Genomic DNA, 13,946 nt, shown 5'->3' with positions numbered 1-13,946 from the left:
TAATAAATAAATAAATAAATATATAAAATAAATATATAAAATAATAAACTTGATATATTAATTTATAGTATATTAAACTCGTAAATGTTTAATTCGTATTCTTTTTTATCATTTTTTAAGTCTTTGATGATTAATTTATCTTCAATAATATTTTTTAAGACTCCATTATATATTTCACCAGTATATATATGTTTTAGACTAATTTCTTTACCAATGGCGTGTTTTAAAGCCATATTTTCATTGACTATTGCATTAACCGCTTTGTTTGAATAGTAAAGACCTTTTTTAGTTTCTTCTCCAAAATACTTTGAAGTTAACTCCATATCTTCAATAAAAGCTTTTTTATCCCTATTTTTAACAGTATCTCGTAATTTGATACATTCTTGTATAAAAGTGTCGTGAACATTTGTAGTTCTATCATTATTCATTTGAATGTCTGCATACAAATTTGCATTTTGACCTACGATTCTACCAACCATATTTATCATCATTTCGTAAATTGGAGATGCGAAGTTTCGGGAGTCTTTTATACTTATACCGAGTTCTCGAAGAGTGGAACCTAAGGAAATATGTATAAAATGAGTTAAACCTTGAATTACGCTTATAATTTCATCATGCTTTTGGGGTTCTATGACAATTACCTTTGCTTCCGCATTTTCTAAGAACTTTTTAACCTTCTCAAAGTGTTTATTATCGCACTTTTCAACAGGTGTGAGTATCACAACTTGTTCAGCAATTGAAGGTACTGAAGGTCCAAACATTGGATGGGTAGGAATAACCGAAACCCCTTCTTTTGTAAATTCCACCATTTTTAAAGCAGGTTTTTCTTTAACCGAGGTCATATCCATTAATATACTTCCTTTTGCCATATGGGGAGCTACTTCTTCTATAACTGATAGGGTATGACTAATTGGAACTGCGATTATTACAATATCGGCGTTTTTTGTAGCTTCAATATTATTGGAACAGTATTTTACACCAAGTTCTTGACTTACAGTTGTGCCTTTTTCCGTATTTCGTCCCGTAATTGTTATATCAAAATTAAAATCGTTATTATTATTATTACTATTATTATTACTATTATTATTACGATTATTATTCTTATTATTTTTATTATCTTTATTACACTTATCATTTTCCTTTAAAAATTTGGCAAACCATTTTCCAAGACCATCGGTTCCCCCAATAATTGAAACAGAAATTTTTAAATTACTCATAGTATCACAAATAAAATTAATTATCATCGATTCATTAACCAAATAAATTTTATAAAAAAGTATATTGTCTTTGCTATTATATTATTTTATCTTACATTAAAATAAACTCAATAATATAATATTTAATCAAAAAGAAATTAAAATAAATTCAAAATAAATTCAAAATAAAAAAATGGAATTATATAATTGATAGAATGGATTAATTTTAATTAATCAATCTTAAATCAATTACATCATAGGAGGCATACCGCCCATTCCGCCCATTCCGCCCATATCCATATCTGGAGCGCCTCTTAATTTTTCAGCAGCAATTACATCATCAATTCTTAATAACATTTCTGTTGATTCAGCAGCTGATTGGATAGCTTGCGTTTTTACTCTTAATGGTTCAACAACGCCGTTTTCACACATATCTTCAACTTCTCCAGTGAATACGTTTAAACCAGCGCATTTGTTGCCACCAGCGTGAGCAGCTCTTACTCTAACTAAGATTTCGATAGCATCTAAACCAGCGTTTTCAGCTAATGTTCTTGGAATTACTTCTAAAGCATCAGCGAAAGCTCTAACAGCTAATTGTTCTCTTCCATCGATTCCTTCAGCGAATTCTCTTAATTTCATGGACAATTCAACTTCTGTTGAACCTCCACCTGAAACGATTTTGCCATCTTCGATTGTACATGCTACAACACCGATAGCGTCGTCAACAGCTCTTGCTACTTCTTCGATAACGTGGTCAGTTGTACCTCTGATTAACATGGTAACTGCTTTAGGAAGTTTGCACTCTTTAACAAATATCATTTTGTCTCCTGAGATTACTTCTTCTTCTACGATTCCAGCATCACCTAAGTCTTCAGCTGACAAGTCTTTGATGTTTGTAATAATGTTAGCACCGGTAGCTTTTGCTAATTTTTCCATGTCTGATTTTTTAACTCTTCTTGCAGCCATGATTCCTTCTTTAGCTAAGTAGTGTTGTGCTAAATCATCGATACCTTTTTGACAGAATAAAACAGTAGCTCCTGCGTTTTTAATTTCGAGAACCATGTCTTTTAACATTTTTTCTTCTTGTTCGATGAATTCCATTAATTTTGCAGGGTCTGTAATTCTGATTTCTGCATCTGTTTCAGTTTCTTTTACTTCAATTGCACAGTTTAATAATGCAATTTTAGCACCTTCAACTTTTTTAGGCATTTGTGCGCTTACTCTTTCTTTGTCGATTAAAACACCTTTAACTAATTCGGTTTCATCGATTGAAGCACCAGCTTTTTTCTCAATTTTGATTAAGTCTTTTTCAACTTCTCCGTTTTCGCTTACAGCTGATACGGCATCAACAATGATATCAGCTAATTTAGCTTTAGCTTTTTCAGCACCTTTACCGGTGATTGAGGTCATTGCGATTTTTGTTAAGATTTCCTTGTCTTCTGAACTTACTTCACAAGCAATTTCTTTTAAAACTTCTTGACATTTTTGAGCAGCCATTTGGTATCCTTTAACAACAATTGTTGGGTGTACGTTTTGGTCTAATAATTCTTCTGCTTTTCTTAATAATTCACCAGCTGTAACAACAGCGGTTGTTGTACCGTCTCCAACTTCTTTTTCTTGGGTTTTAGCTACTTCGATTAACATTTTAGCAGCCGGGTGTTCAACACTCATTTCTCTTAAGATTGTTACACCATCGTTTGTTACAACAACGTCTCCCATATCGTCTACTAACATTTTATCCATACCTTTTGGACCTAATGTTGACCTAACGGTTTCAGCGATTATTCTACCAGCTAAGATGTTCATTCTTTGAGCATCTCTACCCATGTATCTTTTCATATTTTCAGGTAATACACCTTGATTTGGACCTGCCATAATAGCACCTCTTGCCATTTTCAGCTTTTTTTGCTTGTTAATTTTGATTTAGTAATTGTTAGATAAATGTTTATTATGTGGATTTTATAGACTATCGTCTTTTTTTACCACTTCGGTATGTATATGACTAATAGGAACTATATAAAGATTTTTACTTTATATAATTAAATATTTGGATATTATTATTAATATTTTTATCCTTATTATTGTTTAATATAATAATATTATTGGTATATCTAGTACTAATGATAATAATAATAATATTTTTGTTAGCACAAAGTTTAGATATATACTTATAAAATATAGTTTAATGTCTAACAATGTTTTAAACTTTTTGAACATATTTTATGGGTTATGTCTAAAAAATAAAAAAGAATGTGATGAATGAGAAAACTAAATGATAGTCTTTTCCCCCAAAAAGATATCATTTATAGTACAACCCCTTATAACACCGTGTTTCCCATCCCCGTTAAAACAGTCTAACTTAAAACAGCATAGATTTGATAGTTATGGCTATGATGTAGTACCCTCCGCCCACCCAACAACTGTTTAACAGTAATGTATTAAATAATTAGACTTCGAATTATCTAATTATTACACTTAATTATATTATGTCCTTACTATATTATAAGTTATTATGTATTTATATATTTTATCATTTAAATTAATAATGCTTTTAACAATTTTTAAGGCATATAAATAAAAATAATAAGCTATTTAATAATTTTTTAGTTATTGCATTTTAATTTAGTTTTTATAGTGATAGTTAAAAGATTTTATTAATTATATTGGTATGATATGTGCAATTATCAATTTTATGATTAAATTTAACAATTTTAAAAAAATAAAAAAAGAAAGGGAATATTTACTTAGTTATTTACTTAGTTATTTACTTAGTTATTTACCTACTTATTTAATCATACATATTATTGGGGTATTTTATTTTTTGTACGAATATTAAAGAAACAACTGAAAGTACTGCACCAATAACAAATGGTATTTTCCAGTTTATTAACCACAATGCCCCCCCAATCAATGGCATTCCTACTGCCAAAATGTGGTTTATTGTAAATCCTGTAGCAACGGATGGAGCAATATCTGATGGTTCCGCAGTTTTTTGAAAGTACGTATTTATCCCTATTGCAAAATTATAGAATATATTATCCGTAATATACATTAAAGCAGCAATCAGTGGGTTTTCTACAAACGCATATATTAAAAATACAAATATTAACATCGAATACTCTACTGACAACATCTTTCTTTCGCCGTAAATGTTAATATATTTAGCAATTTTTGGATATATTATAAATGAAATGATATTGTTAATTATAAATAATGTGGTTATTTGTAAAACGCTAAATTGATACTTCTCAACTAATAAGAATAACACAAAAACCATAAATATTTGTCTTCTTGCACCACTAAGGAAATTAAGAACATAATAAAGCCAATATTTACGCTTTATCACCATTTTTTTCTTCTGAACGGTAGTTTCCGGAACTTTTGGACAATTTAATAATAGATATATTCCTCCAAGGGATATAATAGAACCCAATACTAAATAATTATATTTTAATGACCAGTATGAGGCAGTAAACCATATTATAATGCCAATTATGATATTACCCAACGCAGACAAACTCTTTATTCTTCCAAACATTAGTGGAGCTTGTTTTTTTGTAAAATGTTGTAATGTTAATGATTGATTGGTTGTTTCAAAGAAATGAAATCCTAAGGACATTAAAAATGTTGTAAACATTAATCCTTCTACGGATGGGAAATAACCTGTTAATGCAACTCCCAAACCTGATAAAACTACTGATAAAGCAGCCAATCTATGTTCTTTTATTATTAAAAGTACATATACTACCAAAAATGTTAAAAATCCTGGTATTTCCCTAATGGATTGTATCATTCCGACCTGTAATCCATTAATTCCAACAATATCTACCCCGAAATTATTAAATAACGTATTCCATATTTGCAAACCTACTGTAGCAAGTATTGATAACGGTATTATGTAGTAGTACATTGGATTATTTTTTAATTCTTTAAATTCTTTCATATATATCATCAAATACATGGGTGTTGTTAATTTAGTTTATTTTTACCCTTATTTAAGTTTATTTAGGTGTTTTGTTTAAAATTATATTTATATTATCTGTAAATATTTGCAAGTTTTGATATATAGCCTTATTCTTAATTGTACAATTGCCTAATAACGTTTGCAATAATTTTTAATGGCATAAAATTATATTTATAATATTGTATCAATATTTAAGTATAATTAATAAATTTAAGTATAGTTAAATATATATACTATGAAGTGTATTCTATTATTATGAAACAATCGGAGGTGCGTATTATGTTTTCTAGAATAGGGATAAAAGGAATAAAAGTTAATCCTTAAAAAAATTACTAATTACTTATTTATCTATCCGTTAACTATATATTTTGTAGTCGTTTTACATTATTTTAATTCAGTTGTTTTAATTTTCCATTTGGTCGTTAATTTATTATTTGTTTTATATTTCAATATCTTGAAATAACTTATTTTTCATATTTATTTCGTTTATTAAAAAATATTATTTATTTAATTAGTTAGTATACAAATTATTAACATATTGTCGTTTTTATAGTAATATTATTTTTATTATTAGGTATTTCCTAATTAATTTTATATATTATGTATGTATATTATTATTGTCCAAATTTGGATGTGTTTAACAATATAATTTAATTTTAAACATATTTTTAGATATGATAATATAAATTAACCATATCTTTAGAGTCTATATACAATTTACATAAACTAATTAATTTACAAATGCTATTTAGGGGATAATATGGAAGATATTGAAAAAACCATTGAAACCGTAAGTAGTACTGATGATACTATACAAAACATCACGCAAAACAGTGTTGAAGAGGATTCCGAAACATTAACTGCTAACAATAAATTAAATAACGGCATAAATACTTCAGAATCTGAAACAATAATTTCTTTAAGGGGGATATGGAAAATATACCCTATGGGAGATTACCAAGTTAAGGCACTTAGGGATATTAGTTTGGATATTAAAAAAGGGGATTTTGTAGCAATCATTGGTTCATCAGGAAGTGGTAAATCCACTATGATGAATATGATAGGTTGTTTAGACGTTCCTACTAAAGGGGAAGTTTATTTGTATGATAAAAATATATCTAAACTTTCAGAATCTAGGTTATCCGAATTAAGGGGTCGCTCAATTGGTTTTATATTTCAACAATATAATCTAATAAGTGGTATGACCGCACTCGAAAATGTAATGTTGCCTTTGCAATTCCAAGATGTGAATGATAAGGATGCAAAGAATAGGGCAACAAGTGTTTTAAAAATGGTTGGGTTAGGGGACCGTATAAAAAATTTACCTAATCAACTATCGGGGGGTCAACAACAAAGAGTTTCAATTGCGAGAGCATTGGCTTGTAATCCCGATATATTGCTTGCAGATGAGCCAACAGGTGCTTTGGATAGTACAACAGGTACTCAGGTATTAAAAATACTTCAAAAACTATGGAAATCCGGTAAAACAATTGTTATGATTACTCACGATTTAAATCTTGCAAAATATGCAAATACTCAAGTTGAGTTAAAAGATGGTGTAATTATACGAAATGAATTAAATGAAAATAGGCAGGATTTCGATGATTTAGACGATTTAAAAATGGAATAAATATTATTGAAATAAAATAAAATAATAATAATAATAATAATAAAAAAGGACTAAAAAATAAAAATAATCGTTTAAAATGTTCATTTGAATCCAATATCGTATTTAAAATAAGAATACAATATATATTTACCTAAAATCATTAAAATACGGAAGTAATATAATGTTAGAAAATTTTAGAGAAATGAAATTAGGAATGAAAATTATATTTGTATATTATGCAATGGCATTGATTTTTGCATTAATGGGAACTGGTACATCTATAGCATATATTGAGCCTAAATTAATCACCGGAGTATTCGAAGGAATAACTGCGGTTTTTATAAATATTGCAGTGTTTGGTATTTGGATGGCACTCACATATGGAATATATGTAGGTACAAAGTGGGCAAAGAAGGGTTTAATTGCTTGGAATGTTTATGGAATCGTATTTTCCATAGTGAACATACTTATGTCAGTTTTAATGTCCAGTTCGCTTACTAATATTTTTCCAGGAAGAATGAGGCACGAAATGGTAAGTGCGGGCGCAACAAGTGCGGGAAGTTCTATGTTTACAGAAATTGTAAAATATACCGTACTGGGAACAAATGTTATAATATTATTAAGTTCCATAATTGTATTAATATACATATTGAAAAATAAAGATTATTTTAGAAATTAAGTGTATTACATACTTTAATTTCAAATATCTTACCAATTTATATAATATAATTTACAATAAAGGTGTAGACATGAATATTCGGAGAATTATTACCTTAATGTCGGTTTTATTAATTTTCACAATACCGGCGTACGCAGAAACTTCAGATTATACATATGAAGATTTAGCAAAGTTCAATGACCCTGAAGTAGTTCAATTAATAAACTTAAATTTAGTTAATCAAAATCCTGACCCGGCTCTTGCAGGGGACGTATTCGAATTTAGGATTAGCGTGGAAAATATCGGTGGATTATCTGACGGAAATTACATCGTTGAAATTAATCCAAAATATCCTTTCGAAGCCGTACCTGGCGAATCGTTAACTTCAAAAATTGGAATTATTGCCGATTATCAAGATGGTAAAGATGCAATTATCACTAAATTTAAATTGAAAGTTGCAAAAGGAGTTTACGCTGGAGATTACCCTGTTGAAGTATTGCTTTACAAAGTAGGTGAAGAAGACACGGGTTTAAAAGAAGAAGTTTATATAACCGTTGCAAATAAAGAAGCTACTGAAGTAGAATTAAACAAAAAGGAATTTAACGCAGGAGAAATTACAGAATTGGTATTTACTGTTAAAAACGTAGGTTCTGCTAATTTAAAAGACGTTTTATTTTCTTGGAATACTAACGATGACGTATTATTACCTGTAGGTTCAACTAATTCGAAATATATTCAAGAGTTAGACGTTGGACAGTCTACCGACGTTAAATATTACGTTTCATCAAATACGGAATCAGACCCTGGATTATATCAATTAAATATCAATATGACATTTAATGATTATAAAAATGGAAGTGAAGAGTCAGTTTATTCAACTGCAGGTATAATATTAACTGGAAACACTGATTTTGAAGTGGTATATTCTGAAAATCAAGGAGATTCATACTCATTTTCAGTATCTAATACGGGTAAATTAGAAGCAGATTCAGTTTCAGTTTCAATACCTAAACAAGAGGGTTGGACAATAACAGGGCCTGACACTATGGTAATAGGTAATTTATTACAAGGAGACTATACTTATGCAAGTTTTGAATTGTCCCCTAACGAAAACAATGAAAATATAACCGTAAATGTAAAATATACTGATGATAAGGGAGTTAGACAAACCATTGAAAAAGTAGTTAATTTGCCGAGTAATTCAATTTCTATAATGGATATGGATATGGATGGAACTGTAGGCGTAAATGCAGATAGTGCAGATTATGGCTTTGTACCCTTTGTAATAATTGGAATATTGATAGTTGGTGGTGTAGCGTACTATATTATCAGAAAAAGAAAAAATTCAAAAAATAAGTTAGATATTTAATTTAATCTTAAAATTAATTAAAGCTATTAAGCTATTAAGCTATTAAATTTAATTAAAGTTAAATAAAATTAAAAATACGTTTTAAATGGGGGTAATTTTATTATCTCTTATTATTTCATATTATATTTTAATTATTTCCACTATATTTTAGTTTAATATCATAAAAATTTAAAAATAACTAAAAATTTATATAAATACCCAAAGGGTGTAACTGTGAATAAATTAAAACTATTGAATATGTCAATAAGTATGGTTAAACATAGTAAATTAAGAAGCTGGTTAACCATAATTGGAATAGTTGTTGGCGTTGCTTCAGTTATTACCATAATTTCCACGGGTGAATTATTCCAAGATAAAGTTTCTGAAACTATTGAGAGTTTTGGAGGTAGTACCATATCCCTCCAAGCAAGGAGCAATGGAGGAAGTTCTGTAAATGATAAAGACCCCGAACTTACTCGCACTGATGTAATGGTGCTGCAAGGTTTGCCCGTCGTGAAATATGTTAATCCTAAAGTCTCGGTTTTTGCTGAAGCCACATACGGAACTAAAAAGACTAACTTCTATGTTGAAGGGGTAGACCCAGGAGTTTGGCCTCAAATATCCGACCAAGAATTACTCGAAGGTAGAATGTTTACTGCATCTGATAGAAATGTGATTTTAATTACAAACGACATTGCGGAGAATTCTTTCGATAGGGAAGTTGGATTGAATCAAATGATAAATTTAAATGGTAAATCATTTAGGGTAATCGGTATATTGGACGATAACAGGGGTATGAGTAGTTTCATGTCATCTGGTGTATATATACCATACAAAATGGCTTATGAAATACCTGAAAAAGAAGGTATAACCACATCTAAGAAAAGAGATGTTTATGACTCTATAGAAATAAAATTGGCAGATAACGCAGATTATAATTATTCAATGAATTTGATTAAAAAAGCACTTAGGACTTCCAGACACGTGACAGAATCTAACGAAGACTTTAGTATATTCTCTTCAAAAGATATATTAGAAGGTACTCAAGACTTATTAAATTATGTAACAATCTTCCTTGCGTTTATTGCAGGAATTGCGTTATTGGTGGGTTCATTAGGTATTGCTAACACAATGTTTACGTCCGTTATGGAAAAAACTAAAGAAATAGGTATTATGAAAGCTATAGGCGCTAAAAATAGGGATATACTGATGTTGTTCTTATTTAATTCGGCATTAATTGGTTTGATAGGTGGAATATTAGGTGCAATTATTGGAATTGCAATTACCCAGGTAGTGGCTTATGCGATAGCTATGCAAATGGAAACCTCTTACGAATTTGTAGTTAGTATAAATGGTATTATAATATCTTTAGGTGTTTCAATACTCGCAGGGCTTATTTCTGGAGTAGTACCTGCATATAATGCTTCAAAATTAAAACCTGTAGATGCTTTGAGACACGATTAACGTAAAATATTAATTAAATAATTATTATTTATTTTTATTTTTATTTTTAGTTTTCTTATTTTCTTTATTTTTCTTTAAATATGTTTATGAGTATAGTATAATTCCATATTTATATAATAAATCAATTAATTTAAATTTAATAATATATGAATAAAAATAAATAGTATAAAAACAAAACTTCTATAAAAATTAGGTTGATAGATATGTATGCAGTTTTGATATTGGAAGATGGAACAGTTATACAAGGAAAGGGATTCGGGGCAGAATCCGAAGTTTTGGGAGAATTAGTTTTTAATACAAGTATGACGGGTTATGTGGAAGTTTTAACCGACCCATCCTATAAAGGACAGATTATTACAATGACCTACCCCTTAGAAGGTAATTATGGTGTAAAAAAAGAATGGTATGAATCCGAAGGAATCCATTCCGAAGGTTTTGTAATAAAAGACCTTACAAGCAATGAATTGGACAATTTTTTAAAGGAAAACTCAATACCTGGCATTTATGGAGTAGATACAAGATATATCACCAAAAAAATAAGGTCAAAAGGTGTATTAAAAGCACTTTTAAAATCTTCAAAAACTGAAATAAAAGAAGATGAGATATCAAATCTTATACAAAAAGTTAATGACTATCAAGATATTTCAGAAATAGAAATGGTTTCAAAGGTTTCAACAACTAAAAAAATAGTTCACCAACCTACTAGTAAAACGGTAGTAAAATGTGTTTTAATAGACTGCGGTGTTAAATCAAGTATCATTGATTGTTTGGTTGAAAGAAATTGCGAAGTTATTCAAGTGCCATATAATACAACTGCAAAAGAAATATTGGATGAAAAACCGGACTTTGTATTAATATCTAATGGACCAGGAGACCCTGAATTAGTAAAAGATACAATAGAAACTATAAAACAGTTAATTGGTAAACTTCCAATTACTGGAATTTGTATGGGTAATCAATTATTGACTTTGGCTTTAGGTGGCAAAACATACAAGCTTAAATTTGGACACAGGGGTGGAAACCAACCTGTTAAGGATTTAGAAACTGGAAAAGTATATATGACATCTCAAAACCACGGATTTGCGACAGATTATGAAAATATACCTGAAGGCTACGAAGTGGCAAATATTAACTTAAATGATAATACTGTGGAAGGAATTCACAAATTAGTTGTAGAATCAGAAAATAATGTTAAAATGCCTGTTTGGAGTGTGCAATACCACCCAGAAGCAGGACCTGGACCTCACGATGCAAGATTTTTATTCGATAGAATGATAGAAATGGCTTTAAAATATAAAAATTAATAATATTTATTTATTTTTTCACAATTTAAGAATAAATAATATTTTTAATACTTTAAGTTATGAGAATGATACTTTTTTAAATATATTTAATAATTAGCACACGGCAATTAATAAACCTATTTTAATTTTAATTTTAATTTTATAATGTGATATTATGGATGTAGAACTTAAAGAAAGGGCGTTAAAATCTTCAAAAGATGCGCTAAATTTATTGAAGACTAAAAAACTAATTTCTAAAACTGATTATGATAATTTAAACAATTTAAACAAAGATTTTTGGAATAATTTTTTAAACATAACATACGAAAAAAGTAATTCAAAAGCTTTAGTTGCATTTAGTGGGGGCGTAGATAGCACTGTTTCAGCATTAATTGCTAAAAAGTTATTTAAAACAGAATTAATAACTGTAAACTCCCCCATAATTTTAAATGCGCAACAGAAACAAGAAATAAGTGATTTAGCAAATAAATTACAACTACCTCACAACTTTTTGGATGTCGACTTGTCTGAAATTAAAGAAAACACTCTTAAAAAGAAATACCACCCCTGTGGTAAATGTCATAGCTTAATAGAAAACGTAGCACTCAATTATGCTCTAAAAAACGGTTATGATTACATAATTTATGGCGATATGTTATCAACAGGACCTTTATCTATTCATTATTTAAATGAGGGAATTATTAGGCTAAATATACCTTCATTTTTGGTTTTAACAAAAAATGACAGTAAAAAATTGTTAAAATCAGAAAATATATGTATAATACAGTCTTATGGGTGTAATTTGTTAAAAATAGCAAATAAAAACAAAAATATGCAAAAATTTACAATTCAAAGAATTTTGCGAGAAGTAAGGGCGCAAGTAATTACCAAAGAAGAAGGTTTAAAAAATATAAAAGATGCAATACTTAATGATACTAATATTGAGAATACTAATAATACTAAGAATAATACAAATAGTAAAAATAGTAAAACTATATTTTAATATGTAATTATAAACTTATAAATTTTTTTTGTATATTTAAATTTCGCCACTTGAGAACATTTTTCTAACAGTATCTAAAGATTCAGACTTAACAAGTAATAATATTCTATCATATGGCTTTAATTCCGTGTTTCCATCAGGTATTTTTAATTCATTACCTTCGTAAATTGCAATTATCACATAATCTTTTGCACCCAATTCTTTAATTTGCTTATCGGCTACTTCAGAATTAGGTGGTATTATTAATTCTAAAATTTCAGCGTCCCCTCTGCCGATTATTGCTAAATCTACTACACCCGGTCTATCGATTAATTTTTCCAAGTATTTTGCAGCTACTAATTCAGGACTTATAATTACATCAATACCCAAACTTTCAAAAACTTCCTTATAACTTGGTTCACTCACTCTTGCGATTGTTTTTGCTACGCCGTTTTTCTTTGCAATTAACCCACTGATTAAATTTAACTCTTGATTGCCAGTAACTGCGATAAAGACATCTGCTTCCTCTATACCTGCATTTTCCAAAGTTTTAACTTTTGTACAGTCCCCATTTAATACTAAAGCATCTAATTCTCCTGCTATCTCATCACATACTTCTTTTCTACTATCTATTACTACTAAATCATAATTTTTTTCAGATAACGACTTAGCAAGCGTACTTCCTACTCTACCCATACCTGCCACAATAATATACATAAATATCACCAATAATTCAATCATAAAATATTATTCTTATTATTCTTATTATATTTTTATTATAATTTCCTATCCAGGATTATTTTCTCAAAATATTCCTCATAAGCCCCGTGTAAATGAGGTAATTCACAGTAAAGTAATTTTTCCAATTCTTCTAATTTTTTAAATTCCCCGTAATCAACTGTTCCGATTAATTCATTTTTCCAAGCTTCTTTACACATAATACTACAAGGTATAAACCCAGATGGTAAAACAATGGCATATACTCCATTTATATTAGGAATATATTTTTTAAAAAATTTATAATCTTCAGATTTAATAATTTCCTCATCTTCTTCATTTAATAGCGCTATTAAATTATCGATATCTTTCAAATGTTCAGAATCAATTCCGAACCTACATTCTTTAGAAAATGAGTTTACACAACATTTTGGATAATTCAATAATTTTCCCAATTCTAAATCATCTAATCTTCTATATATGCCCAGTTCTGAAGAAACGAATGGGTCTATAGCAGGTCTAACCACAGGTTTGTATTTATCAACGATATAAATTTGTTTTCTTAACCTTCCAATTACTTCATCTAATAAAAAAGGGTCCATTCTTGTAATATGACTCTTTAAAATGGGAAATTCATCTCCAAGGCTTTCCATGTTTGTTATTTTTTCGTAAAGATACTTTATATCCATCATATCCCCATATTCTGTTATATATGCAATTATTTT

General features: G+C 28.8%; 12 protein-coding genes. 7 read left to right on the top strand and 5 right to left on the bottom strand.

Going from position 1 to position 13,946, the window contains the following annotated elements:
• Nucleotides 1–62: 62 nt before the first annotated feature.
• Both J3E06_RS01570 and thsA read right to left on the bottom strand, forming a co-directional pair.
• Complete coding sequence (locus tag J3E06_RS01570; RefSeq protein ID WP_048187552.1) at nt 63–1,217, bottom strand: prephenate dehydrogenase/arogenate dehydrogenase family protein; 1,155 nt, start codon at nt 1,215–1,217, stop codon at nt 63–65.
• 228 nt (nt 1,218–1,445) lie between these two features.
• Nucleotides 1,446–3,071 carry a thermosome subunit alpha gene (gene thsA, locus J3E06_RS01565; protein WP_048187186.1) on the bottom strand — a complete coding sequence of 542 codons (1,626 nt, stop codon included), beginning with the start codon at nt 3,069–3,071 and terminating at the stop codon, nt 1,446–1,448.
• A 397-nt stretch (nt 3,072–3,468) separates the two neighbouring features.
• On the opposite strand from thsA, the gene J3E06_RS01560 reads away from it, so the two are divergent.
• Entirely contained in the window at nt 3,469–3,624 is a 156-nt protein-coding gene (locus tag J3E06_RS01560) for a hypothetical protein (RefSeq protein WP_157209404.1), read from the top strand.
• 360 nt (nt 3,625–3,984) lie between these two features.
• Here J3E06_RS01560 and J3E06_RS01555 read toward each other — a convergent pair whose 3' ends face one another.
• The gene (locus tag J3E06_RS01555; RefSeq protein WP_013180563.1) at nt 3,985–5,148 is read right to left on the bottom strand and encodes an MFS transporter; all 1,164 of its coding nucleotides are present in this window, start codon (nt 5,146–5,148) and stop codon (nt 3,985–3,987) included.
• Nucleotides 5,149–6,106: 958 nt separating this feature from the next.
• On the opposite strand from J3E06_RS01555, the gene J3E06_RS01550 reads away from it, so the two are divergent.
• From J3E06_RS01550 to J3E06_RS01525, 6 genes are all read left to right on the top strand, one after another.
• On the top strand, nt 6,107–6,790 hold the full coding sequence (locus tag J3E06_RS01550) for an ABC transporter ATP-binding protein (RefSeq protein WP_157209453.1): 684 nt from the start codon (nt 6,107–6,109) through the stop codon (nt 6,788–6,790).
• A gap of 160 nt (nt 6,791–6,950) precedes the next feature.
• On the top strand, nt 6,951–7,448 hold the full coding sequence (locus J3E06_RS01545; protein ID WP_013180561.1) for a hypothetical protein: 498 nt from the start codon (nt 6,951–6,953) through the stop codon (nt 7,446–7,448).
• A gap of 70 nt (nt 7,449–7,518) precedes the next feature.
• A complete protein-coding gene (locus J3E06_RS01540) occupies nt 7,519–8,796 on the top strand; it encodes a COG1361 S-layer family protein (protein ID WP_013180560.1) in 1,278 nt (425 codons plus the stop codon).
• 213 nt (nt 8,797–9,009) lie between these two features.
• On the top strand, nt 9,010–10,239 hold the full coding sequence (locus J3E06_RS01535; RefSeq protein ID WP_013180559.1) for an ABC transporter permease: 1,230 nt from the start codon (nt 9,010–9,012) through the stop codon (nt 10,237–10,239).
• A gap of 203 nt (nt 10,240–10,442) precedes the next feature.
• Nucleotides 10,443–11,543 (top strand): glutamine-hydrolyzing carbamoyl-phosphate synthase small subunit, encoded by a 1,101-nt coding sequence (carA, locus tag J3E06_RS01530; RefSeq protein WP_013180558.1) that lies wholly within the window; start codon nt 10,443–10,445, stop codon nt 11,541–11,543.
• Between the two features lie 154 nt (nt 11,544–11,697).
• The gene (locus tag J3E06_RS01525) at nt 11,698–12,525 is read left to right on the top strand and encodes a DUF7411 family protein (protein WP_013180557.1); all 828 of its coding nucleotides are present in this window, start codon (nt 11,698–11,700) and stop codon (nt 12,523–12,525) included.
• Nucleotides 12,526–12,561: 36 nt separating this feature from the next.
• Here the strand turns inward: J3E06_RS01525 and J3E06_RS01520 are convergent, their stop codons facing one another.
• A complete protein-coding gene (locus J3E06_RS01520; RefSeq protein ID WP_048187182.1) occupies nt 12,562–13,221 on the bottom strand; it encodes a potassium channel family protein in 660 nt (219 codons plus the stop codon).
• 59 nt (nt 13,222–13,280) lie between these two features.
• Nucleotides 13,281–13,910 carry a DUF483 domain-containing protein gene (locus J3E06_RS01515; protein WP_013180555.1) on the bottom strand — a complete coding sequence of 210 codons (630 nt, stop codon included), beginning with the start codon at nt 13,908–13,910 and terminating at the stop codon, nt 13,281–13,283.
• Nucleotides 13,911–13,946 lie beyond the last annotated feature (36 nt).

Origin of the sequence: Methanococcus voltae, from assembly GCF_024807655.1 — an archaeon.
Lineage (GTDB): Archaea > AGJL01 > Methanococci > Methanococcales > Methanococcaceae > Methanococcus > Methanococcus voltae_D.
The sequence above is the reverse complement of the archived record's forward strand: the minus strand, read 5'-3'. Positions and strand labels throughout refer to the sequence as shown.

What these genes read in the sequence shown, in the direction of transcription:
- J3E06_RS01570 (WP_048187552.1), bottom strand. Translation starts at nt 1,217, where the DNA reads ATGAGTAATTTAAAAATTTCTGTTTCAATTATTGGGGGAACCGATGGT.
- thsA (WP_048187186.1), bottom strand. Translation starts at nt 3,071, where the DNA reads ATGGCAGGTCCAAATCAAGGTGTATTACCTGAAAATATGAAAAGATAC.
- J3E06_RS01560 (WP_157209404.1), top strand. Translation starts at nt 3,469, where the DNA reads ATGATAGTCTTTTCCCCCAAAAAGATATCATTTATAGTACAACCCCTT.
- J3E06_RS01555 (WP_013180563.1), bottom strand. Translation starts at nt 5,148, where the DNA reads ATGATATATATGAAAGAATTTAAAGAATTAAAAAATAATCCAATGTAC.
- J3E06_RS01550 (WP_157209453.1), top strand. Translation starts at nt 6,107, where the DNA reads ATGGGAGATTACCAAGTTAAGGCACTTAGGGATATTAGTTTGGATATT.
- J3E06_RS01545 (WP_013180561.1), top strand. Translation starts at nt 6,951, where the DNA reads ATGTTAGAAAATTTTAGAGAAATGAAATTAGGAATGAAAATTATATTT.
- J3E06_RS01540 (WP_013180560.1), top strand. Translation starts at nt 7,519, where the DNA reads ATGAATATTCGGAGAATTATTACCTTAATGTCGGTTTTATTAATTTTC.
- carA (WP_013180558.1), top strand. Translation starts at nt 10,443, where the DNA reads ATGTATGCAGTTTTGATATTGGAAGATGGAACAGTTATACAAGGAAAG.
- J3E06_RS01525 (WP_013180557.1), top strand. Translation starts at nt 11,698, where the DNA reads ATGGATGTAGAACTTAAAGAAAGGGCGTTAAAATCTTCAAAAGATGCG.
- J3E06_RS01520 (WP_048187182.1), bottom strand. Translation starts at nt 13,221, where the DNA reads ATGTATATTATTGTGGCAGGTATGGGTAGAGTAGGAAGTACGCTTGCT.
- J3E06_RS01515 (WP_013180555.1), bottom strand. Translation starts at nt 13,910, where the DNA reads ATGGATATAAAGTATCTTTACGAAAAAATAACAAACATGGAAAGCCTT.